The sequence below is a fragment of the Niabella agricola genome (assembly GCF_021538615.1).
In the GTDB taxonomy this organism is placed as follows: Bacteria; Bacteroidota; Bacteroidia; order Chitinophagales; family Chitinophagaceae; genus Niabella; species Niabella agricola.
Genome location: NZ_JAJHIZ010000003.1, coordinates 3,619,776 through 3,641,872, shown reverse-complemented (window position 1 = coordinate 3,641,872; position 22,097 = coordinate 3,619,776). Strand labels below are relative to the sequence as shown.

Here is a 22,097-nt window from a genome sequence, read left to right as displayed (position 1 = left end):
TTTTACCCCTTATTTTGCAATTTCCCGATGCGACTGTCCAGCAAATTTCTTATTTTATCCACAGCTCCGTTGAAGGCATGATCTACGGTATCGGCAAAATGCGTTACGGCTTCGGGGTGCAGGTTTCGGGGGCGCACTTCAATGGTGCAGCGCTTATCATGGGTACCGGTTTTACCACTGTTTTCATCTCCAAAAAACACTTCAGCGGTGGTGACATATTCGCTAAAACGATGCAGTTTTCTGGTCAGCTCGGCGCTTACTTTTTCAAAAAAAGCTTCGGAGGCCGTGAAATTATTATCCGTATTCAACCGTATTTCCATAGCGTGATGATTTGATCTACCAATATTACAATTCCGGAGGGAAAAGGTTGGAAGACCAGGAATCGAGAATTGAGATTTCAGATTTCAAATGGGCAATCCGGGATCGGAATGCCTCGCTTCTCGATTCTCAATTCTCGATTCTCAACACTCCTTAACCCTCATACTTCTTAAACACAGAAGTAGCAATATGTCCGCCAAATCCAAACGTATTGCTCATGGCATAACGCACCTCCTTTTCCTGTGCCTTGTGTAAGGTAAGGTCAAATATATCTTTGAACGCCGGCTCAATTTCTTTTGAATTGATCGTGGGTGGTATCACATTTTTTTCAACAGCCTTGATACAGGCGATCGCTTCAACTGCCCCCGCGGCTCCCAATAAATGTCCGGTCATTGATTTGGTGGCGCTGATATTTAGCTTGCTTTCTGTACCAAATACGCGCGCTGCGGCCTTTAACTCGCTTAAATCTCCCTGTTGCGTGGAGGTGGCATGTGTGTTCAAATAGTCGATCTCGCCGGGTGTAATACCTGCATCTTCCAGCGCGGCCAGCATACCCAAACGGGCACCATCGCCTTCCGGATGGGTTCCTGTAAGGTGATAGGCATCGCCGGCCATACCACCGCCCACAATTTCGGCAATAATGGGTGCGCCCCTGCGTTTGGCATGTTCCCATTCTTCCAGGATGATGGCACCGGCTCCTTCCCCAATCACAAATCCATCCCTGGTTATATCAAAGGGCCGGGAAGCGGTCGCCGCTTCTTCGTTGTTGGTAGAAAGTGCTTTTGCGGCGTTAAACCCGCCCACTCCGGTTTCATTGATGGCCGCTTCAGAACCACCGGTAACGATCATATCGGCCTTGCCCCATTTGATATAGTTAAATGCGTCGATAATGGCCGTATTAGAAGTGGCGCAGGCGGAAACAGTGGTAAAATTGATCCCCCGCAAGCCATATTTAATAGAGATGACACCGGAGGCTATATCCACGATCATTTTGGGAATAAAGAACGGGTTGAACCGGGGCGTGCCGTCGCCTTGTGCAAATTCCATCACCTGTTGCTGAAACGTTTGTATCCCCCCGTTGCCCGAGCCCCAGATCACGCCGATGCGATCACGGTTCAAGGTCTCAAAAGAGATGCCTGCGCTTTGCACGGCTTCCGCCACACTGATCAGCGCATACTGGGTGTACAGGTCATAACGCCGGGCCTCCGCCTTTTCGATATAGGTAAGCGGATCAAAATTTTTGAGTTCGCAGGCAAAGCGGGTCTTGAATTTGGAAGCATCAAACTTTGTAATGGGCGCCGCACCACTAACACCGTTGATCAGGGCCTGCCAGAAATCATTTACATTATTGCCAATTGGGGTTAATGCACCCAGTCCTGTTACAACTACACGTTTCATTGTTTATGTATTAATTCGTTTATTAATGTCTGTTTTATTTCTTTAAAATCTTTTTTTCCGGTAACCCGCGTCAACTGCAGTGCCGCAATCATATTGGTGGTAATCATTAATGCTTTTGTCCGCACCGGAAGCTCGAAAAAAAAGATTCCCTGCACTTTTCCTTCCTCCAGTATGGAGATCAGCCAGTTTAGTACCTGTTGCACCATTTTGCCGAGCGCTTCTTGCATTTCGGCATCTACCGTATAAAAATCAGTAGCCAAAGCACCTACCAGGCAGATCTTATTTTCTTCTTTTGCAGCAATATACACATTAAAAAACGCTTCCAGCTTTTCCATCACCGGCTGGTTCTTCAAATCCTGCCGGAGCTGGGCAAACCGTTTCTCATATTCGGCGATAATTGCCAGTCCCAACGCTGTTTTTGTCGGAAAATGATAATGAATAGAGGCGTTTTTAATATGCAGCCGGTGTGAAATGTCTGAAAAACTAAAGGCATTGAAGCCCCGCTCCCTTAAAAGGGCGTCCCCGATGCGTATGATCTCCGACCGCGTACTCATTTCGCTGTCAAAGATACCTACCTATTAGTAGGTAGACAAATTTTCCTTGAAAAAATGTAGCCTGCAGATCAGGGCCCGGACATTTCATCTTTGTTCAGCCAAACCACCTGCTGGTTTGAAGTATGGGCTTTGCCCAGGATGTCTTTGTACAGTTCCGGTCTTCGTGCGTTGATATAGCGATGGCCTCCGGCTTTCCGCAAATGCTCTTTATACAATTTGGCAATTACAAAACCATTTTCAAAAAAACGGCATTCGGCCACTACATCGCCATAGGGATCAATGATCATGGAACAGCCGTTCTTCAGCTGATCGTCGTCCATACCGATCGGATTTGAAAAAATCACATAAGCCGCATTGTCGTAAGCTCTTGCCGGCAGCCACTTCATCAGCCAGTCGCGCCCTTTCATCCCGTCAAATTCCAGTCGCAGGGAGGTGGGATCTTTTTCACGGTTCTCCCATAACTGCGGATCTACAAAACCGGCACCCGGCCGGGTGGAGGGTGTGCACATCGTTACATGCGGCATAAAAATAATCTCGGCCCCCAGTAACCGGGTTGCCCGTACATTTTCAACAATATTGTTATCATAGCAGATCAGGACGCCGCATTTCCAGCCCAGGATCTCAAATACACAATATGCATCGCCGGGCAATAAGTGCGGATTGATAAACGGATGCAGCTTACGGTATTTTGCCAATAGCCCGTTTTTATCTACGCATACATAGGCTTTATACAACCGGTCCTGCGCATCTTTCTCAAACAATCCTGCCAGGATGATGATATCATTATCCATGGCAATTTGTTGCAAACGATGTGTGCTTTCCCCTTCCGGAATCGGCTCGGCAATGGCCGTAAGTGCTTCGCGGGAAAGATGCCGTGCAAAAGTATAACCGGTAATGGAGCACTCGTGAAAAGCGATCACCTGTGCTCCCGCCTCCGCCGCCTTGCGGGAAAGCGATGCGATCACCGAAAGATTATAGGCTTTATCGCCGCTTTTGTTTTCAAACTGAGCCGTAGCAATCTTCAATCCATCCATAAAATTGATTTTGATGCAAAGTTCTTACTTGTAAATCTGCAAAAATTGTATCATTCCGACAAGTCTTCAGGCCCCGCTATTGCCGGCTACCGATCCTATAAAATTACGGGCCAGTTTATGATCTGCGTTCAGATACCCCGTTGGTGTAAGCCCCGTAACCTTCCGGAAAGCTTTGATCAGGTGCGATTGATCGGCATACCGGGCATTATACGCCAGTCGGGTAAGCGACTCGTTAGGATGTTGTTCCAGGTATTTTAAAAACCGGTGTATGCGCAGAATACCCGCATAAGCCGAAGGAGTGTTACCCGTTTCAAAAAGGAATTTACGTTCCACCTGCCGTTCAGAATAACCAAGCAAGCGGGTAAGCTGTCCAGAGGAAATAATGCCGGCATTATTATGGATATAGCAAAGCGCTGCAGTTACAATACCGTCACTTCGATTCGGCATTGCATACGTGCTCCAAAAGTGATTGAGGATGTCGGACCAGGTAGCAATACCAGACGTATACAGCCGGTCGTACAGTTGCTGAATCCGGGTGCCTAAAGCTGTATCCGGTAGCAAAATGCGATCTTTCAGCTGCAATGCCGGTATTCCCAACAACCGGTAAAGCCCGTCAGGCCGAAAAACTATGGCGACGATCCGCACTACGTCCCTTACCAGTACCTCTTCATACGTAGAACGGGCTCCGTACAGGAATGCTTCCGGCAGCATGCTTGTTTCGGTACCAGCCGGCCGGTACAACCTGGCACCAAACGTAAGGACCAGCGAACTGCTCCCGTCCGGGAAAAAACGCAACCATTGCTCCGCCTCGGCTCCGTTAATATCCAGGAACAGGTAATGCCTGATAAAAGGTTTTAATATATCGGAAGGAGGTACCTGCATGGATACCATTAATTTCAGCCTCTTTAGTGCTTGAAATGCCGCATACCGGTGATCACCATCGCCAGGTTATTTTGCTGCGCATATTCAATAGAGTCCTTGTCGCGGATCGATCCGCCGGGTTGAATGAACGCTTCAATACCTGCCTGGTGGCCAATCTGCACACAATCATTAAACGGGAAGAATGCATCGCTTGCCAGTACCGCGCCTTTCAGATCAAAACCAAATTGCCTTGCTTTTTCAATGGCATGACGCAGGGCATCGATACGGCTTGTTTGACCGGCGCCCTTGCCCACCAATTGCTTGTTTTTTACCAATGCAATGGCATTTGATTTTAAGTGCTTGCCGATGATATTGGCAAATTCCAGGTCTGCTTTTTCTGCTGCGGTGGTTTCGCGGCCTCCGGCTTCTTTCCATTCCGCGTAGCTGCCTTTGTCCTGTTCCTGGATAAGCACGCCGTTGAGAACGGATTTGGATTGAGATTTGAGATTTGAGGTTTGAGATTTGAGCTGTAACAGGATCCGGTTCTTTTTAGACTTTAGGATATTCAGCGCGGCTTCATCAAATGCAGGTGCGATCAGTACTTCAAAAAAAATCTCGTTGATGGCATTGGCAGTTGCTTCATCTACCGTACCATTGGTTACCAGCACGCCGCCAAAAGCGCTTTCCGGATCTCCGGCCAGTGCCTCCTTCCAGGCTTCGCTTACCGTGTTCCTTGCTGCTACGCCGCAAACATTGGTATGTTTAATAATGGCAAATACCACCTCTCCGCCTTGCGGAAACTCATGGATCAGCTGCACTGCGGCATCCACATCCACCAGGTTGTTATAGGAAAGTTCCTTACCGTTCAGCTGGTTAAACAGCGCGTCCAGGTTGCCATAGAAGGTACCCGACTGGTGCGGGTTTTCGCCATAGCGCATAGCTTTGGGACTGTTTACAGATTGTAAAAAGTATTCACCGTTGTTTCCGTTAAAATAAGCGGAAATGGCCACATCATAATGCGCTACGATCTCAAACGCCTTTGCAGCAAAGGATTTGCGTTGCTCAATGGAGGTTTCACCGTTTTGCGTTTTCAGCAGTTCTTCCAGGCCGGCATAATCTTTTTTAGCCGCTACCACTACTACGTCCTTAAAGTTCTTGGCCGCTGCACGGATCATGGAGGGACCACCGATATCGATCTTTTCGATGATCAGCTTTTCTTCGTTGGTGCTTGCCAGGGTTTCTTCAAAAGGATACAGGTCTACAATTACCAGGTCGATTTCGGGGATCTTGTATTCTGCCATTTCTGCTACATCCGATTCCAGGTCTCTTCTACCCAAAATACCTCCAAACACGGATGGGTGCAGGGTTTTCACGCGTCCGCCGAGTATGGAGGGATAGGTAGTGAGCTGCTCCACGGGAACCACCTGTATACCCATCTCTTCAATAAATTTTTGGGTACCGCCGGTAGAATAGATGGTAATGCCCAGACGGGACAATTCCTTTACAATGGGTTCCAGGCCATCCTTATAAAAAACGGAAATGAGTGCAGATTGTATCTTTTTGTTCATAAAAACTGAATTGGAGTGCTTATTGAGCCGCAAAGGTAAGCGTTCAAAGGCTCATTACAAAAGCTCCTTTCTCCAAAACCTGATGGCAGGGAATCCCCAGCGAGTCGCAGTCTTGCTGCCAGCGACGCGCCTTCCAGCCTGGCACCGCACCATCGATTACTATCTGCCGGGGCTGTACCCTTTGCAACAGATCCGAAATATACAAACGTGGATTCCCGCTGAGGATCACCAGATCTGCGATCCCGTAAACCGTATCCTCCAACGGCGTCCTGACGAGCAACACCGGCCGTCCGTCAAAGAACAAACGGTCGTTTTTGCAGATCGTTTCGATCGTTTCCGGAGACCGAAGCCGATAGCTGACCGCCGCGGGTTGCAGCACATTTCTGCTGACTGCAGGATCCGCTATAGCCAGGGAGTCGGCATACAACAGCTGATCCCTTCCCCTGATAAAACTCACAGCAGCTCCACGGGGAATATTATAAACGATGATCTGTTTCTGCTGCATTGCCCTGGAAAAGGAAACCATCCGGATCCCCATGATTACACATAGTGCCAGTGCTGCTGCCCATAAACCTTGCTTTTGTTTTTGTATACAGACCACCGCAGCGCCTGTTATAAAAATATAGAGCATCAGTACCTGCGGTATATTTATAACCAACCCTTTCCACAGTGCAAAGGGATACCAGCTCAGCGTTTCAACCATACGATTCATCCACCAGATGATGCCCTCCAGTATGCGGCCGGTAAAAACGGCAAGCGGAGTAACAGGGGCGATCAGTACCAATACCAGTTCGCCGATCAGCACTACACTGGATACCGGTACCACCAGCAGGTTGGTGATCAGAAAATAAACCGGGAACTGGTGGAAATGGTAGACGCTCAACGGAGTAGTCAGAACCTGGGCAGCGATACTCACGGCACAGAGTTGCCATACCGCATCCAGCAACCGGTTATTGATCGTAATAAGGTGATACAGGGGCTTGTAAAAAACAACAATACTCAGCACCGCGGCATAGGAAAGCTGGAATCCTATATCCCACAACCAGTAAGGATTGTAACAAAGTAGTAAAAAAGCCGAGGCAGCCAGCGTATTATAAACAGAAGCGCTGCGTCCCATTTGTTTTCCCAGCAACAGGCAGGTAAACATCACCGCAGCCCGTACGATGGAAGCGGCCGCACCTGCCAGCAAACTAAAAACCCACAGGATCCCCAATACGAGAACCGGATGCAGCCAACGTGTTTGCCGCCTTTTCCGCAATGGACTTAATAAAAAATCGAGCAGCCAGTAGATCAATCCCAGATGCATACCGGAGACAGCGATCACATGCACCACACCTGTATCGCTGTAAGATTGCAGCAGATCCTTGTCGAGGTCATCGCGATACCCGATTAACAAAGCCTCTGCCAGCCCCAGTTCCTTTGCACCATGTATATACTTTTTTAAAATACCCAGGATGGATGCCCGTAGCCGGTACAACCAGAGCCAGACACCGGATTCCTTTTGCATAACCGGTACCGCTATGTCTTTTTGAGTAAGATACACCTGGTGTGTGATCCCGTTCATGAAGGCATAGCGTTTGTAATCGAAGGCTCCGGGATTTCCCGGGTTCCTGATCTCTTGCGGCTTCCTGCTAAAAATCAGCTGAGTACCAGCCCTGAGCCGCTTTATTCCCGGCTCTTTTTTAAAATATAGAATGATCCGTCCGCTAACCGTTTCCGCACCGGCATGGGTGAGCAGGTGCCGGACTCCGGCTTCCGCTTTATAAGAACGTTTTTTTTCAACCGGTTGTTCCAGGAGGGTAACATGCAAATACATGCCAGGCCGGTACTGGTGCTGAAACCAGTTGCCACGTGCCCGCACATCTTTTGCAGCTGTGATCAGCATACCCAGGAAAACAAAGACGGCCGCTATCAGCAATGCTTCTACCCATTGCAGCTGTAACCGCCGGTATCCCCGAATTGTGCGGAACAGCAGGACCATTGCAGCGGATACCAGGAAACCCATCGCGCAGCCCACCACGGGCACCGGTCGATACATATACAACAGAATGCCACCGGCAAACGGAAGCAATAATTTTAAGAACGGCGCCCGGGCCAGGAACAGGTCAGCAGAAGATAACATAGGTGTTGTGTTAGCACCCTGAAGTTACATCATTTTCATATATTATTTTTTTTAAATAAAAATAGATGTCATTGGCAGGCCAGACAACACGTGGGAACATCCTGCAATACGCCGCCGAATCCCGGTGCCTTACCTGCGCTGCAGGAAAACGTCCAATATCCGCAATGATGGGCATCCGGCTTGAATGCCTATTTCTTCAGCGTTTGCTCAAAAATTTTAAAGATCCGTTTATACTCGTCTGTCCAGCTAGCTGGCTCTACAAACCCATGGTCTTCCATAGGATAGGAAGCCAGTTCCCAGTTGTCTTTTTTTAGTTCCATCAGGCGTTGTGCCAGTTTCACCGCGTCCTGGTAATGTACGTTTACATCTACCATTCCATGACAGATCAGCAGGTTGCCCTTTAGTCCTTTTGCAAAATAGACCGGCGAACTTTTATGATAGGCAATACTATCGGTAAACGGTTCGTTCAGAATATTGGAGGTATATCCATGGTTGTAGTTGGCCCAATCGGTAACCGGCCGTAGCGCTGCCCCGCTCGTAAATACATCCGGCATTGTAAACAAAGCCATCAGGGTCATAAAGCCCCCATAAGACCCGCCATATATGCCCACTTTTGCAGGATCGATCTTATAGGTATCGGTTAAATATTTTACGGCATCTACATGATCGGTCAGATCCCTGCCACCCATATGCCGGTAAATACCGGTACGCCAGTTGCGGCCATAACCGGCACTACCCCGATAGTCGATATCCATTACGTAATAACCATTGTCCGCAAGAAGATTATTGAACATATATTCCCGGAAATAGGAGCTCCACCATTTATGCGCATTTTGCAGGTATCCCGCGCCATGTACAAAAAGCACCGCCGGCATACCGGGTTTGGGATTCTCCGGTTTGTAAACCCTTGCATATACCGGTGCCCCATCCCTGGCAGCAAAGGAGATCACCTCCGGTATACGCCAGTGATACTGGAGATACGCCTTTGACTGCGCCATATGCGTGATCTGGACCAGCTTTGCACCTGCTTTGTTTTCCTGCAGAAACAGCTCCCAGGGCCTGTTGATATAAGAATTCCGGATGGCCAGGTATTTTTCATCGGGCGACAGGTTAACCTCATTAGCGCCCTCAAGCGTGGTAAGTCTTTGGGCTGTTCCGGTTTTTATATTCAGTTTATAAAACTGCTTTTCGCCCGGGTGTACCTCGTTGGTTGTAATATAAAAGGATTGCTTATCGTTGGAGAGTTTCGCGTCCTGTACTTCGTAGTTGCCTTTTGTGAGCGCCCGTTCGGTACCGGATGCCAGGGAATAAAGATACAGATGCGAATATCCGGTACTTTCGCTTTGAAACCAGGCCGTTTCACTGTTGATCCACCCGATGGAACGCGGGTCAATGCCCGGCCCGCCGACCCAGGCATCATCGTGTTGCCGATTCACCAGTTTCAGGTTCCTTGTGGCAGTATCCATCAGCATCAGCCACCGGTCTTTGTTATCATCGGCATATACGTCCAGCAGGGCGTATTTGCCGTTGGGCGACCACACTACACCCCATATATTTACATTACGGAGCGGCGGATCTTTTTTTAGCTTTTCCCATTGCGCCGGATAGTCTTTTACAAATGCCGGTATGTCACGGATGCCGGGGATCAGTTCGGTGTTAATTTTATAGGCTGTATCTTTTATACGATCATAAACAAAAAAACGCGCGCTGCCCTGGGGACTGCCCACTTTTGTGCGACCGGAAATATCGGTGGTATAGCCGCTTTCCGTTACATAATCCGGTACGACAGTTCTTTTACCGTTTCCTGCAGTGTACAGCTGGTAAGTTACAAACCGCCCATCGGGACTGATGGCAACTCCTGTGAGCATATTACCTCCGAGATAAACCGGCCGCAGTTCTACCCGCTCCACTGCTTTTTGATAACGCGCTGTAGCAAGACGCTTGTTGCTCCGTTCCCGCAATACATCCATGGTAGCCAGTTGATCCTGTTTTAGCCATTCCTCCTCTGCGTTTCCTTTTTTATTTTTATCTGCCGGCGCATCGCTTGTAAAATTGGTCAGTTGTTGGGATGCACCGGTAGCAATGTCCCAGGAATAAAGATTCTGGCCACGGGTATATACGATTCGTGTATCGTTAAAGCTGAACACAGGGTTATATTCTCCTTCCAGGGTTTGTGTGACCCGCGTTACCCTGCCGCCGGATGCCCGGTAATAGACATCTCCCTCCTTTGCCCAAACAGCTGCAGTCCGCTTGCCATTGTAGCGCAATTGGTATGCATATACAGCCCGGAGCTGTTCTTCCGGCGCCAGCTTATGCGGAGTTTTGTCTGCCATGGTTACCCGGTATAGTGAATCAGCCGGATTACGATCGGGATTCCAGTTAAACAACAACGTATGCCCATCATTTGCCCAAGCTATATCAGCGGGAGAACTGCCCATCCATTTCGGATCACGCATGATCTCCTCTACGGTTAATACTCCCGGGTTATTCTGTGCTGATACAGTAACAGCGGCCATCATTGCAGCAACTGCAGTGGTTTTTGTCAATAGACTCTTCATATTGTAAAGCAGAAAATTTATTTACCTGTTTGACCTCGGTGCGTCCGCCCATGGTGAAACACAATTACATCCGCTTTACAAAAATAAGGGACAGGTACTTTCAGATGCCTTGAGCGCTCAACATTTTCCTGTTCTGCTAACTCATAATGTAATGATGCCGCAGGAATCGGGGCCTGCTGTTATGAATAGCTCCAGAATATGGGAACAGGCCTATACTTCGTATTCCTTAAAGGAAGCCGGCATTCCGGCTGCAGCTATTTTGTCCGCTCCGCGGCGGTCTTTTCCCGTTCGGCTTTAAACTCAGAACCCGCCTTCCATCCGGGCCAGGCATGCCCGTAGGCCAATCTTTTACCAACCCTAAAAAGCAGTTGCAGATCATCCACTGCCCCGCTCAGATCCCAACTGGCCTGATATTCATCCGAAGGGCCATGGTAATGCTGTGCATTAAACTCCTCCTGCATTTTTTTACCATATGCTGTTCCCTTTCCCACCACATCGATCCCAAAACCCTGTGCCAGCGCCGGCACGCCCGCTTTGGCAAAACTGAAATGATCCGAGCGGAAATAATGCCCGGCCTCCGGGGTCGCATCATAAGAAATATAGCGGCCCAGTTTCCCGGCTTCCTCCTTTAAAAGATCTTCCATCTCCGATTGCCCCTGTCCAACCACCATGATATCCTTTGTGCGGCCATAATTGTTCACCTCATCCACGTTCAATACGCCAACCGTTTTTGCAAGCGGGTACACTGGGTGCTGTGCATAATAAGCCGATCCCAGCAACCCCTGCTCTTCTGCAGTTACGGCCAGAAAAACGACGGTACGCTCGGGTGGGGTTTGCCGGCTTTTCCACACTCTGGCAAACTCCAGCAAGGCAGCCGTACCGCTGGCATTGTCCAGTGCCCCGTTATAAATAGAATCGCCTTTTGCATCTGGTTTGCCAATACCGAGGTGGTCCCAGTGCGCGGTATACAATACATATTCATCGGGGTATTTGCTGCCGGTAACCTTCGCAATTACATTGTGCGATTTGCTGCGCGTAACCTTCGTTTTAATATGGGTGGAAACGGTTTCATTCAGCGGCACTGCTTTAAATCCGGGTATGTCTGCTTTAGCAATGATCGATGTATCCTGCCCGCCGGCAACGATCAGCTTTTTTGCCGCTTCCATGGCGATCCAACCCTGAGCCTCCAGTAATTTTTCATCTTTATTGTCGAGCCGCAACTCTGATTCATTCCAGCTGTTCTGCACCACGCTGAACGGATAGCTGGCTGCGGCCGTGCTATGGATCACCAGACAGCCGCGGGCGCCCTGCCGGGCCGCTTCTTCAAATTTATAGGTCCAGCGGCCGTAGTAGGTCATCGTTTTGCCTTTAAACAGCGTCGTATCCCCATTATTAAAACCAGGGTCGTTCACCAGTACCATTACAATCTTTCCTTTTACATCCAGTCCTTCATAATCGTTCCAGTTATATTCAGGAGCCACCACGCCATAGCCTGCAAATACTACCGGCACATTCTCCAGGTTTACAGTGGCCTCTGTTTTCGGCGTTGACAACACATACTCGTCAAATCCCTTTAATTGCAGGGCTCCGTTTGGAGTACGCACCTGCATGATGGTATCGGGCTGCGACAGGATATCGATCATCGGTACTTCCTGCAGATAGCTGCTGCCATTACCCGGCTCCGCTCCCAGCGAACGGAACTGTTCCTGCAGATATGCGATCGTTTTTGCTTCTCCATCGGTAAAAGGTTTGCGCCCCTGGAATGCATCCGAAGACAGGATCTTGATATGCTTTACAAGGCTATCTGTATGGAATACCAGGGACTCCTCTTTACCAGCGCCGTTTTTTGCCAGGTTATTACAGGATATATAAGCAAGCGCTATTAATACACCAGCGAGCAGTTTCTTCATTGAATATTTATTTTGAGAATTGAGATCTGAAAACGCAAAAAAACATACTATCAACCTGAATTCTCCAAATCTCAATTCTGCAGACTATTTCTTCCCGATCCGGAACAACCTTCCTTTTTCTCCATCAGTAATTGCATACAATGCCCCATCCGTGCCCTGTGCCACATCCCGGAACCGCTGCTGCTGATCGGCCAGCAAGCGCTCTTCGCCCACTACCTTATTATTTTCGATCACCAGTCGCACAATATGCATACCGCTCAATGCCCCGATAAACAAATTATTTTTCCACTCTGGTATCAGGCCTCCGCTATAAAAAATAGCGCCGCTGGGCGACACCACCGGATCCCAGTAATACACCGGTTGCTCCAGACCGTCTTTTTGTGTAATGCCCTCCCCCACCTTTTTACCACTGTATTCCAGTCCGTAAGTGATGGTGGGCCAGCCGTAGTTCTTCCCGGGTTCAATCCGGTTTACTTCGTCGCCGCCCTTGGGCCCAAATTCGTCTTCCCAAAGATCACCGGTAACCGGGTGAATGGCCAGTCCCTGCACATTGCGATGCCCGTAGGACCAGATTTCCGGGCGGGCACCGGCCTCGCTAAATTTGGGATTACCGGGGGCCGGCTTCCCTTCTTTTGTGATCCGTAATATCTTACCCAATGCAGAATTTAAATGCTGGGCCTGCGGGCGGGATACCGTATCGGAGCGCTCGCCGGTGCTTACAAAAAGATTTCCTTCTTTATCCCATACCAACCGGCCACCATAATGCAGTTTACTGGGGAAGGCCGGCAGAGCCTGGTAAATAACCGTTGCTCCTTCCACCGTTTTTTCATCAGCGGCCAGTTTCCCCTTGCCTACGGCGGTTAGGGTCCCGGGAGGAACATCCTGCGAAAACGTAAAATAAATGGTGCGGTTCGACGCAAAATCCGGATCAATGGCCACATCGAGCAATCCGCCCTGCCCTTCACTGTTCACTTTTGGCAAACCGGTGATGGGCGTACTCAATTGACCGCTGGTAGTGGCAATACGAAGGGTACCATTCTTCTCCGTGATCAAAAAACGCCCGTCTGGCAACGCAGTGATGCCCCAGGGATTTACCAGTCCGTCGGAAAGCATTTTTACATCCAGGGCCGTTTGGGTATGTACGCCTTTTATACGGGTTTGTCCCTCAAATGCCGGTTTATAATCGCTGTTGGGCGTTTTGGTTTCTACAGCGGCTGCGGAAGAATCGGTATCTCCGCCGGGCTTGGCATTATGTGATTGATCATCATTACAGGCAATGAGCAGGGAGGCCGCCAGCACCCCTGTTAACAGTGGTTTAGCATTAAAATACATTGTAGGATCATTTTAGAGAGTCTAAAAATAGTACAAATCCTATGAAATGGGGCGGTTTTGCATACAAAATCAGGGCTATGGCATCCGACGATATTGCCGCAGATGCACAGATCCCCTTGACCGCTGCCGCAAATTTTTTGGAGCACCTGCCACACATCTGCAAACGTGTGGCATTTAAAACAGCAAGCTTAACCCCGCGCTTAAACTATTTTTATGCCGCTGTGCTGCTAACAAAACAACGCAAAAGCGTTTCATATAGAAAATATATTTCTTAAAAAAACGAAGCCTTTAAAAGCTTTTTACGACTTTTGCGGCTCGAAATCTTTAATTAAGTTTGTTTTGAACAAAAAGGCAATATACGGTCTCCTCATTGCGATCATTTTACCGCTCACCTGCTATTTTATCATCAAGCATTACAGCGATCAGGCCGTGGTATTACCGCAGCGTTATTTTCCGGACTCGATCAACTCCTCGCTCAAAGATGGCAAAAAGGTTTCGGATACGGTATGGCATCGCCTCAGCGATTTTAAGCTGACCAACCAGCTGGGGGAAACCGTTACCCTGGATAAATACCGGGGCAAGATCATCATTGCCGATTTTTTCTTTACGCATTGTCCCACCATCTGCCCGCCGCTCACCCTCAACATGAAGCGGTTGCAGGGCTCGATTACCAATTCGGAACGGGTGGGTGACCGTACCAATGATGACGTACAGTTTATCTCTTTCAGTATTGATCCTGAACGGGACTCGGTGCACCAGCTGAAAGCCTGGGCCGACCGTTTCCAGATCAATCCCCAGCAATGGGACCTCCTGACCGGTGACAAAAAGACCATTTATGACCTGGCGCTGAAAGACATGCGGATTGGCCTTGTGGACGGAAAAGGTATTGATACCAGCTTTATCCATACCGATCATTTTGTATTGATTGATAGCAGCCGGGTGATCCGGGGATTTTATCATGGGCTCGATAGTGCCTCCCTGGCAAAGATTTCCCGCGATATTGTATTGCTGACACTTGAGAAAAACCCCAATGAAAAAAGTGCGCTCTCCGGGCAGTTCAATCTCCTGGCGATCGTGTTCTTAGTGGCCGCCGTAATGGTAGGCTTATTCCTGATCGTGTTTAAAAAGAAAAAAAATGTTGACCCCGTCGTGGACCAAAAATGATAAGAAGGCCAACCTTCTTATCTATACTTTTTCCGTTATCGTATTTGCTGTGGTAGTAGCGCTGGGACGTGTTCAGCTGAACATTCAGCCGGGTTTTGACGTACATATTTTTGCGCGGATCAATGCCGTCATCAACTCCGTTGTTGCCGTACTTTTGGTGATAGCCCTGTTTGCTGTCAAAAGCGGTAAATACCTGCTGCATAAACGGCTGATGCTGGTGGCCATGGTGCTTTCCATCCTGTTCCTGGTGAGTTATATTGCGCACCACCTGCTAGCGGGTGACACCAAATTCGGCGGCACCGGATCCATTCGGTTTATTTATTACTTCATTCTTGGTACACATATTCCGCTTGCGGGCATCATCCTTCCGTTTATTTTATTTACGGCGTACAGGGGCCTCATCGGCGAATATCCCCGGCACCGGAAAATAGCCCGCATTACCTGGCCCATCTGGTTCTATGTGGCCGTAACCGGTCCCATCATTTATATATTAATCAGTCCGTATTACTAAATCAGTCCTATCTGTTTGATCTTACAAAAGGGGCCACAGTACTTTCCGGTCCCTTTGGCAACAATTATATTTGTTAAATCCATCGCTGCATTGAGGACCCCGCCAGTCCGTTGAACACCATTTATAAAAATTATTTTTCATGCTTTTTTAGTAGTGTCTTCATAGCAGCAACGTCTTTCTTAACAGCAGACGCCGGATAAAGGCTTTTTATATACAACCTATGAACAAGATAACATCTAACCAAAGCAAGGAGAAAAATACCTCCTCAAAAAAGCGGTTATCACCGGAACAAGCGCTACTCGCCGATCTCTCACAGCTTATAGATCAAAGTTCAACATCAATTTGTACAGCAGGCAAACAGTGCCCTTACGATGCTTTTTTGGCATATTGGCAAGCGCATCAATGAAGATATCCTCCAAAACAGGCGTGCCAGTTATGGCAGACAGATCGTGCCTGCATTGGCGGCACAATTAAAAGCCCGCTACGGTCGCAATTTTGAAGAAAAAAACCTGCGCAGAATGCTGCAGTTTGCAGAACAATTCCAGTCAGAGGAAATTGTCGTGACGCTGTCACGACAATTGAGCTGGTCGCATATCCTGGTATTGTTACTACTGCAAGACCCGGAATCAAAACTGTATTACGCCCGCATAACAGCCAACAATGTATTGAGTGTAAGGTCATTGCGCCATCAAATAGCCACTAAGGAATATGAACGTACCACCATTGCCAATTTACAGAATACCCGCAATCATCCGGCGCTTCAAAACAATTTCAAAGACCCTTACTTCCCGGATTTTCTTGGTCTTCAAAATACCTACCTGGAAAAAGATTTAGAAGCCGCTATTTTAAAAGAACTGGAAACCTTCATCCTTGAGTTGGGAAGCGGTTTTGCTTTTATTGATCGCCGGAAAAGAATGATCATTGACGGGGAAGACTTTTACCCGGACCTCCTGTTTTATCACCGGGTTTTAAAACGGCTGGTAGCCATAGAACTGAAGCTCGGGAAATTTGAAGCCAAACATAAAGGACAAATGGAGCTTTATCTCCGGTGGTTGGGCAAGCACGAAAGGCAGGAAGGTGAGCTTCCTCCGGTTGGTCTGATTCTTTGCACAGAAAGCAGTCGTGAACAGATCGAGTTACTGGAAATGCATAAGGACGGCATTATGGTGGCGGAATACTGGACCGAGTTACCCCTTAAGAAAGAATTGGAAAAGAAAAATACATCACATCCTTATAAAAGCCCGCGAACGCATCGAAAACAACCGGCTGTTGGAATCATTAGCGCCTGCCGATTAGCTCCTGATCTTATTTTGGAATCACTTTCAAATTGGCAAAACTACCATCCGACTGATGCCCGGTCCAAAAACCAATACAGCCTTCGCTCCTGCTGCTTAACCGCATTGCCACCAGGTCAGGTTCCGGATGATTATTTACAAATACCCTTACTTCCGAGTGATCAATGACCACACGCACATGAAACCATTCATCCGGTTGAGGAGGATGTTTGAGCGCCTGTTCATATTGATTGGGATGTTCAGTCCTGAGTTTTTTCCAGTCGTTGTCCGGCAATGAAATATACTGAACAGAATGGCTCCTTCTCGTTGTATCGGTTGCCTGAAAATTAAACGGGCGGAAGTAAACCACCTCCATGGTGCTGTCATTTAAGCCGTGAAACGCAATGCCAACAAAGCTTTGCTGTAATAGATCTCTTCCCTTTACATCAAATTCCAGGATGCCATTGTCCAGCTGATAGCCGGTCAGCCAGGCCACTCCATAGTTGTCCTTTGCATTCAAATAAAGGATTTTCTTATTGGCTGAATCCTTCAGCAGCGTCACATTGCGGTTAAAAACAGTCATCTTTTTTGCGGCAGCCAGTTTATCCAGCTCAGGTTTTAATTCCCTTACAGACTGCCCCTGGGAATGTATTGCAAAAAATGCCAGCGAAATCAATACAAATGTTTTTAGCATCATTTCTGTTTATTGGTTAAAATTTAAAGGACGATTCTTATTCTCTGCTTTCCGATTCATGCTTCTTGGTCCTGCTGCTGAAAATACCAGCAGCAATATCATATCCATCCGACTTCGGAGAAAGGTTCAGGTACCCTTTTTGCATTCCATCCATCTCCACTTCATTTAGCACCACGCTGGCTTTTTTCCGGATATGGTTTTCTTTAAAATTGTTTTTATCAATGGGAGCCAGCCCCCCGGCAGTGCGGTATACACCGGTATAATTTTTATTATTGGCAATAATAGAATTACTGAAGGTGTATTCCGGATAGGTATCTTCGGGGCGTAACCAGAAGAAATTACAGTTTGACACCACATTATCCCTGAATGAGAAGTCGTCCGTAAAAGGTCCGAACCAGACCGCCGCTTCGTAAGCTCCGTAAATAATGGAATGTGTGAGCGAGAAATCCTTTATTCCCCGGAAAAGCAGCAACGCATTTTTACAGCCGTAAAAGATACAATGCTCCACTTCTGTGCGCGACCCATGTGCCCAAAGCGCACCCTGTATAGGCGCAACATTTTTATCTCCTACAAAATAACATTGTGCAACTTTTAAACCACTGTAAAGGGTATCTTCTTTTTTTACCGGATAATAATAGTTTACACCCGGATGAGCGTTTCCGGTAAACTTCAGCCCCTGTATTACGACATTATTGGCCGCAATGAGCAAGCCTACGCAATGCGGAAATTTCCGGTTAGGATCATTGTTGTTGCCGGAAACCGATTGGATCACGGGCATTTTTTCCGGCGTCCAGGCCGTGTCATCCGGCATTACAGTAGCTTCAATTGTAAACCGGGCGCCGAACCCGTAGGCTTTTCCTGTGGCAACTGTTACCTTATTTTTAAGCAGGTACAAACCAGGCGCCAGTTTAATGGTAATGGCGGCATTACCAGGAAGCGCCGCTGCAGCCAGGGCCGCTTTTTCCAGACTGGCAAACGGTGCATCCGATGTGCCCGGAGATTGATCATCTCCTTTTACCGGGTCTACAAAAATGGTTTGGGCACCGGCACCATGGCAGGCAATGATCATCATCGCCGCTGAAAACAATTTTAGGAGGTTTCGCATTTTTATGATTTAGTGAAAAATAACAGCACAAATTTGTACGCACTGCCAGAAATTGTAAATTCATAGCCTGTTCAAGTTTGTTCAAATCGCATCACAGCATTGATTATGGATGAAAACACAGATTATTTACTAAAATGCCGGGAAGCGGTCGAAAAAAAACTGGCCTGGGGCGATCCTTCAGGGTGGCAGCACCAGGACTTTGAAAACCTGGGTGACCGTATCTTTGAGTTGACCGGGGTGGTATTGAGTGCCAGTACGCTCAAGCGCATCTGGGGCAAAGTGCAGTACAACAGTAAACCCAACCTTAGCACGCTGGATGCCCTGGCCCGGTTTATCGGATTTTCTAACTGGAGGACTTTTACTGCAGCCCAGGACGTTTCCCAAAATGAAATACCCTTGCCGCAACCGAAAAAACGGAGCGCAGGCAAGGTTGTTATATGGCTGCTGCTGGTTGCTGCGGGAGTCCTCGGGTTTGCCCTGATAACAAAAACCTCAAAAAAGATCACCCATGGTATTGTGCGTTTCTCCAGCAGACCGGTGACCAGGGGGGTACCCAATACGGTGGTTTTTGAATACGATGCCCGCCAATCAAGTGCCGACAGTGTTTTCATCCAGCAAAGCTGGGATCCCAAAAGGCGGTTCCGTGTTGATAAAAACGGTCGTCAGTATGCCAGCACTTATTATTTACCGGGTTATTACCGTGCAAAGCTGATCCTTAACGATTCCGTAGTAAAAGAGCATGATGTGTATATAGAATCCAATGGATGGATGGGTGCCCTGGACCAGGAGCCGGCGCCCATCTACCTGGGAAACCGGATCTTTAAACCGAAAGGACAGATGGGAATCACCGAACAGGATCTCCGCGAGCTGCATATAGACACGCTTAAAACAGCCCCCAAACTGATCCTTACCTATGTAAGCCGGAGTATAAACCTTAACAGCACTCATTTCCTGCTGAACCTGCAACTCCAAAATACCTATACCAGTATTCACAACGCTGTTTGCCGGAAAACAACTGTCACCCTTCTGGGCACCGAAGGCGCCATTGTGATTCCATTGTCCAGGACCGGATGCACGGGCGAACTCAACCTGCTGCTTGGCCCCAAACAGTTTGTAAGCGGCACTACAAACGACTTGTCTGCATTTGGAGCAGACTTTAGCCGGCCGGTTGCCCTGCAATGTATTTCAAAACAGGGCAGGATTAAAATAGCCATTAATAACAGGCCGGCATTCGAAGGCCCGTTTAAAGCCCCCATTGGTAGCATCACCGGCATCAGGATCGGCTTTGAGGGTGTAGGTATGGTTCAATCTGTTGAATTAAAACCCGCAGGATAATCGACAATACTCCGTTTTCGTTTTATCTTCGCCGACTGTTGGCACTATTAATTTTTAACCGGCAAATAATCTGGCATGAATGTATTTGAAGTAAGAGGAGGAAATCGTTTAAAAGGAGCAATCCACCCGCAGGGTGCAAAGAATGAGGCGTTGCAAATTATTTGTGCGGTACTACTGACTCCCGAAGAAGTGACAATCAAAAACATCCCGGATATCCTGGATGTGAACCTGCTCATCGAGCTGCTTGCGGAAATGAATGTGGATGTAAACCGGGTAGATCGGAGCACCTGCATCTTCCGGGCAAAAGATGTAAATATCGACTACCTGCACAGCGAGGCCTTCCGTAAAAAAAGCGGAAAGCTGCGCGGCTCGGTAATGCTGGCGGGAGCCATGCTGGCACGCTATAAAAAGGCATTCATCCCCAAACCAGGGGGCGATCAAATCGGCCGCCGCAGGCTGGACACCCATGTGATTGGTTTTGAAAAATTTGGTATCGATATCAATCATAATGAAGAAGACGGTTTTTTTCACCTGTCGGCAAAAGAGCTGAAGGGTACTTATATGCTGCTGGATGAGCCCTCCGTAACCGGCACCGCCAATGTAGTAATGGCCGCAACCATGGCTACGGGAACTACCACCATTTACAATGCGGCCTGCGAGCCCTATCTGCAGCAGCTTTGCAAAATGCTGAACCGGATGGGCGCAAAGATCAGCGGTATTGGCAGTAACCTGCTGACGATTGAGGGTGTAGATTATCTTGGCGGTACTGAGCATACGATCCTCCCGGACATGATCGAAGTCGGCTCTTTTATCGGCCTGGCCGCCATGACGCAGAGCGATATCCTGATCAAAAATGTAAGCGTTCCGGACCTGGGTGTAATCCCGAATCGTTTTGAACAATTGGGTATCCAGCTTGAAATAAAAGGCGACGATATCCACATTCCCTCCCAGGAAAGTTATACCATCCAAAAATATTTCGATGGTGGCGTGTTGACCATCTACGACCACCCCTGGCCGGGCTTTACGCCGGATTTGTTAAGCATTGTGCTGGTAACCGCCATCCAGGCGCACGGAAGCGTGCTCATTCACCAGAAAATGTTTGAGAGCCGTCTTTTCTTTGTAGATAAGCTTATTGATATGGGCGCCCAGATCATTCTCTGCGACCCGCACCGCGCCGTAGTAATTGGTCTTGGCCGCGAACGGAGGTTGCGCGGCATTACCATGAGCAGCCCGGATATCCGTGCCGGAGTGGCCTTATTGATTGCCGCGTTGAGCGCGGAAGGAAAAAGCATTATCCAGAATATTGAACAGATCGACCGGGGATACCAGCAGATCGACACGCGGTTGCAGGCCCTGGGAGCGGATATTAAGAGAAGTCAGAAATGAGCCATCAGCCATCAGATATCAGCAACCAGCTGTCAGCAATCGGACAGCAGCTATCAGCCATCAGCAATAAGACCGCAGCTGTCAGCAGTAATGCAGCGCCCATCGGGGTGTTCGATTCTGGTTATGGCGGTCTGACGGTATTGAAAGAACTGGTCAAAGTGTTGCCGCAATACGATTATCTGTACCTGGGCGATAACGGCCGCGCCCCTTATGGCAACCGCTCTTTTGAAACCGTGTATGAATATACCCTTCAATGTGTGGAATGGTTCTTTCAGCAGGGCTGCAGCCTGGTGATCCTGGCCTGCAATACGGCCTCTGCGAAAGCCTTGCGCAGTATCCAGCAGAACGACCTGCCCCGGATTGCTCCGGACAAACGGGTATTGGGCGTCATCCGTCCTACAACGGAAGTGATTGGTAATTATTCCGAAAACGGGGAAATCGGTATCCTGGCTACAAAAGGTACAGTTCACTCCGGATCCTATCCCATCGAAATCCATAAGTTTTTCCCTGGAATGAGGGTATACCAGGAAGCCTGCCCTATGTGGGTGCCCATCGTAGAGAACAACGAAATCGATACGGCCGGTGCCGACTTTTTTATAAAAAAGAACCTGCATTCCCTGTTTCTGAAAGGCCCAAAAGTGGATGCCGTGTTGCTTGCCTGCACGCATTATCCTTTATTAAAAGACAAAATACGCGAACATCTGCCCATTGATGTAAAACTGATCTCCCAGGGAGAACTGGTAGCAGAAAGCCTGGCCGATTATTTCCGCCGGCATCCGGAGATGGAGCAGCGCTGCAGCAAGAACGGACAGCTGCAATTTTTCACCACTGATTCCACCGAAGATTTCGACAGCCATGGCAGTTTGTTTTTTGGAGCACCGGTTAGCAGCACCCATGTAGCCCTGTAATGCACACCCCGGCGCGTTATAAAAAGGGATTGGAATCTGCCCGATTTCTGCTAACTTCAAGGAAC

The 22,097-nt window shown here is 48.4% G+C and carries 17 protein-coding genes and 1 pseudogene; 6 read left to right on the top strand and 12 right to left on the bottom strand.

Features of this window, described 5'->3' with window-relative positions; genetic code table 11:
* Positions 1-2: 2 nt before the first annotated feature.
* The 10 genes from LL912_RS20625 to LL912_RS20580 all read right to left on the bottom strand — a co-directional run bounded on the left by LL912_RS20625 (position 3) and on the right by LL912_RS20580 (position 13,655).
* Positions 3-320 (bottom strand): HPF/RaiA family ribosome-associated protein, encoded by a 318-nt coding sequence (locus LL912_RS20625; protein WP_235555503.1) that lies wholly within the window; start codon positions 318-320, stop codon positions 3-5.
* Positions 321-471: 151 nt separating this feature from the next.
* The gene (fabF, locus tag LL912_RS20620) at positions 472-1,716 is read right to left on the bottom strand and encodes a beta-ketoacyl-ACP synthase II (protein ID WP_235555502.1); all 1,245 of its coding nucleotides are present in this window, start codon (positions 1,714-1,716) and stop codon (positions 472-474) included.
* Entirely contained in the window at positions 1,713-2,270 is a 558-nt protein-coding gene (locus LL912_RS20615; protein WP_235555501.1) for a TetR/AcrR family transcriptional regulator, read from the bottom strand. Before LL912_RS20615 ends, fabF begins: the two co-directional genes overlap by 4 nt.
* A 68-nt stretch (positions 2,271-2,338) precedes the next feature.
* The gene (locus LL912_RS20610) at positions 2,339-3,304 is read right to left on the bottom strand and encodes a nitrilase family protein (protein ID WP_235555500.1); all 966 of its coding nucleotides are present in this window, start codon (positions 3,302-3,304) and stop codon (positions 2,339-2,341) included.
* Between the two features lie 66 nt (positions 3,305-3,370).
* A complete protein-coding gene (locus LL912_RS20605; RefSeq protein ID WP_235555499.1) occupies positions 3,371-4,186 on the bottom strand; it encodes an AraC family transcriptional regulator in 816 nt (271 codons plus the stop codon).
* A 23-nt stretch (positions 4,187-4,209) separates the two neighbouring features.
* On the bottom strand, positions 4,210-5,733 hold the full coding sequence (gene purH / locus LL912_RS20600) for a bifunctional phosphoribosylaminoimidazolecarboxamide formyltransferase/IMP cyclohydrolase (protein ID WP_235555498.1): 1,524 nt from the start codon (positions 5,731-5,733) through the stop codon (positions 4,210-4,212).
* Between the two features lie 43 nt (positions 5,734-5,776).
* Positions 5,777-7,855 (bottom strand): ComEC/Rec2 family competence protein, encoded by a 2,079-nt coding sequence (locus LL912_RS20595; protein WP_235555497.1) that lies wholly within the window; start codon positions 7,853-7,855, stop codon positions 5,777-5,779.
* Between the two features lie 188 nt (positions 7,856-8,043).
* Entirely contained in the window at positions 8,044-10,413 is a 2,370-nt protein-coding gene (locus tag LL912_RS20590; RefSeq protein ID WP_235555496.1) for a S9 family peptidase, read from the bottom strand.
* Positions 10,414-10,667: 254 nt separating this feature from the next.
* Positions 10,668-12,323, bottom strand: coding sequence for a M28 family metallopeptidase (locus LL912_RS20585; RefSeq protein WP_235555495.1), 1,656 nt, complete (start codon positions 12,321-12,323; stop codon positions 10,668-10,670).
* Positions 12,324-12,407: 84 nt separating this feature from the next.
* On the bottom strand, positions 12,408-13,655 hold the full coding sequence (locus tag LL912_RS20580) for a PQQ-dependent sugar dehydrogenase (RefSeq protein WP_235555494.1): 1,248 nt from the start codon (positions 13,653-13,655) through the stop codon (positions 12,408-12,410).
* Positions 13,656-13,994: 339 nt separating this feature from the next.
* Here LL912_RS20580 and LL912_RS20575 point away from each other — a divergent pair, with 339 nt between their 5' ends.
* The 3 genes and pseudogenes from LL912_RS20575 to LL912_RS20565 all read left to right on the top strand — a co-directional run.
* Positions 13,995-14,819 carry an SCO family protein gene (locus LL912_RS20575; RefSeq protein ID WP_235555493.1) on the top strand — a complete coding sequence of 275 codons (825 nt, stop codon included), beginning with the start codon at positions 13,995-13,997 and terminating at the stop codon, positions 14,817-14,819.
* Positions 14,791-15,330 carry a DUF420 domain-containing protein gene (locus LL912_RS20570; protein WP_235555492.1) on the top strand — a complete coding sequence of 180 codons (540 nt, stop codon included), beginning with the start codon at positions 14,791-14,793 and terminating at the stop codon, positions 15,328-15,330. Before LL912_RS20575 ends, LL912_RS20570 begins: the two co-directional genes overlap by 29 nt.
* A gap of 323 nt (positions 15,331-15,653) precedes the next feature.
* Positions 15,654-16,529: pseudogene (locus tag LL912_RS20565) on the top strand (PDDEXK nuclease domain-containing protein); the annotation flags it as partial.
* A gap of 106 nt (positions 16,530-16,635) precedes the next feature.
* Here the strand turns inward: LL912_RS20565 and LL912_RS20560 are convergent.
* Positions 16,636-17,301 carry a family 16 glycoside hydrolase gene (locus tag LL912_RS20560; RefSeq protein ID WP_235555491.1) on the bottom strand — a complete coding sequence of 222 codons (666 nt, stop codon included), beginning with the start codon at positions 17,299-17,301 and terminating at the stop codon, positions 16,636-16,638.
* Positions 17,302-17,335: 34 nt separating this feature from the next.
* The gene (locus tag LL912_RS20555; protein WP_235555490.1) at positions 17,336-18,403 is read right to left on the bottom strand and encodes a right-handed parallel beta-helix repeat-containing protein; all 1,068 of its coding nucleotides are present in this window, start codon (positions 18,401-18,403) and stop codon (positions 17,336-17,338) included.
* Positions 18,404-18,508: 105 nt separating this feature from the next.
* On the opposite strand from LL912_RS20555, the gene LL912_RS20550 reads away from it, so the two are divergent.
* The 3 genes from LL912_RS20550 to murI all read left to right on the top strand — a co-directional run bounded on the left by LL912_RS20550 (position 18,509) and on the right by murI (position 22,032).
* Positions 18,509-19,738 (top strand): hypothetical protein, encoded by a 1,230-nt coding sequence (locus tag LL912_RS20550; protein WP_235555489.1) that lies wholly within the window; start codon positions 18,509-18,511, stop codon positions 19,736-19,738.
* A gap of 75 nt (positions 19,739-19,813) precedes the next feature.
* Positions 19,814-21,124 (top strand): UDP-N-acetylglucosamine 1-carboxyvinyltransferase, encoded by a 1,311-nt coding sequence (gene murA / locus LL912_RS20545; RefSeq protein ID WP_235555488.1) that lies wholly within the window; start codon positions 19,814-19,816, stop codon positions 21,122-21,124.
* Positions 21,121-22,032, top strand: coding sequence for a glutamate racemase (gene murI / locus LL912_RS20540; RefSeq protein WP_235555487.1), 912 nt, complete (start codon positions 21,121-21,123; stop codon positions 22,030-22,032). Before murA ends, murI begins: the two co-directional genes overlap by 4 nt.
* Positions 22,033-22,097 lie beyond the last annotated feature (65 nt).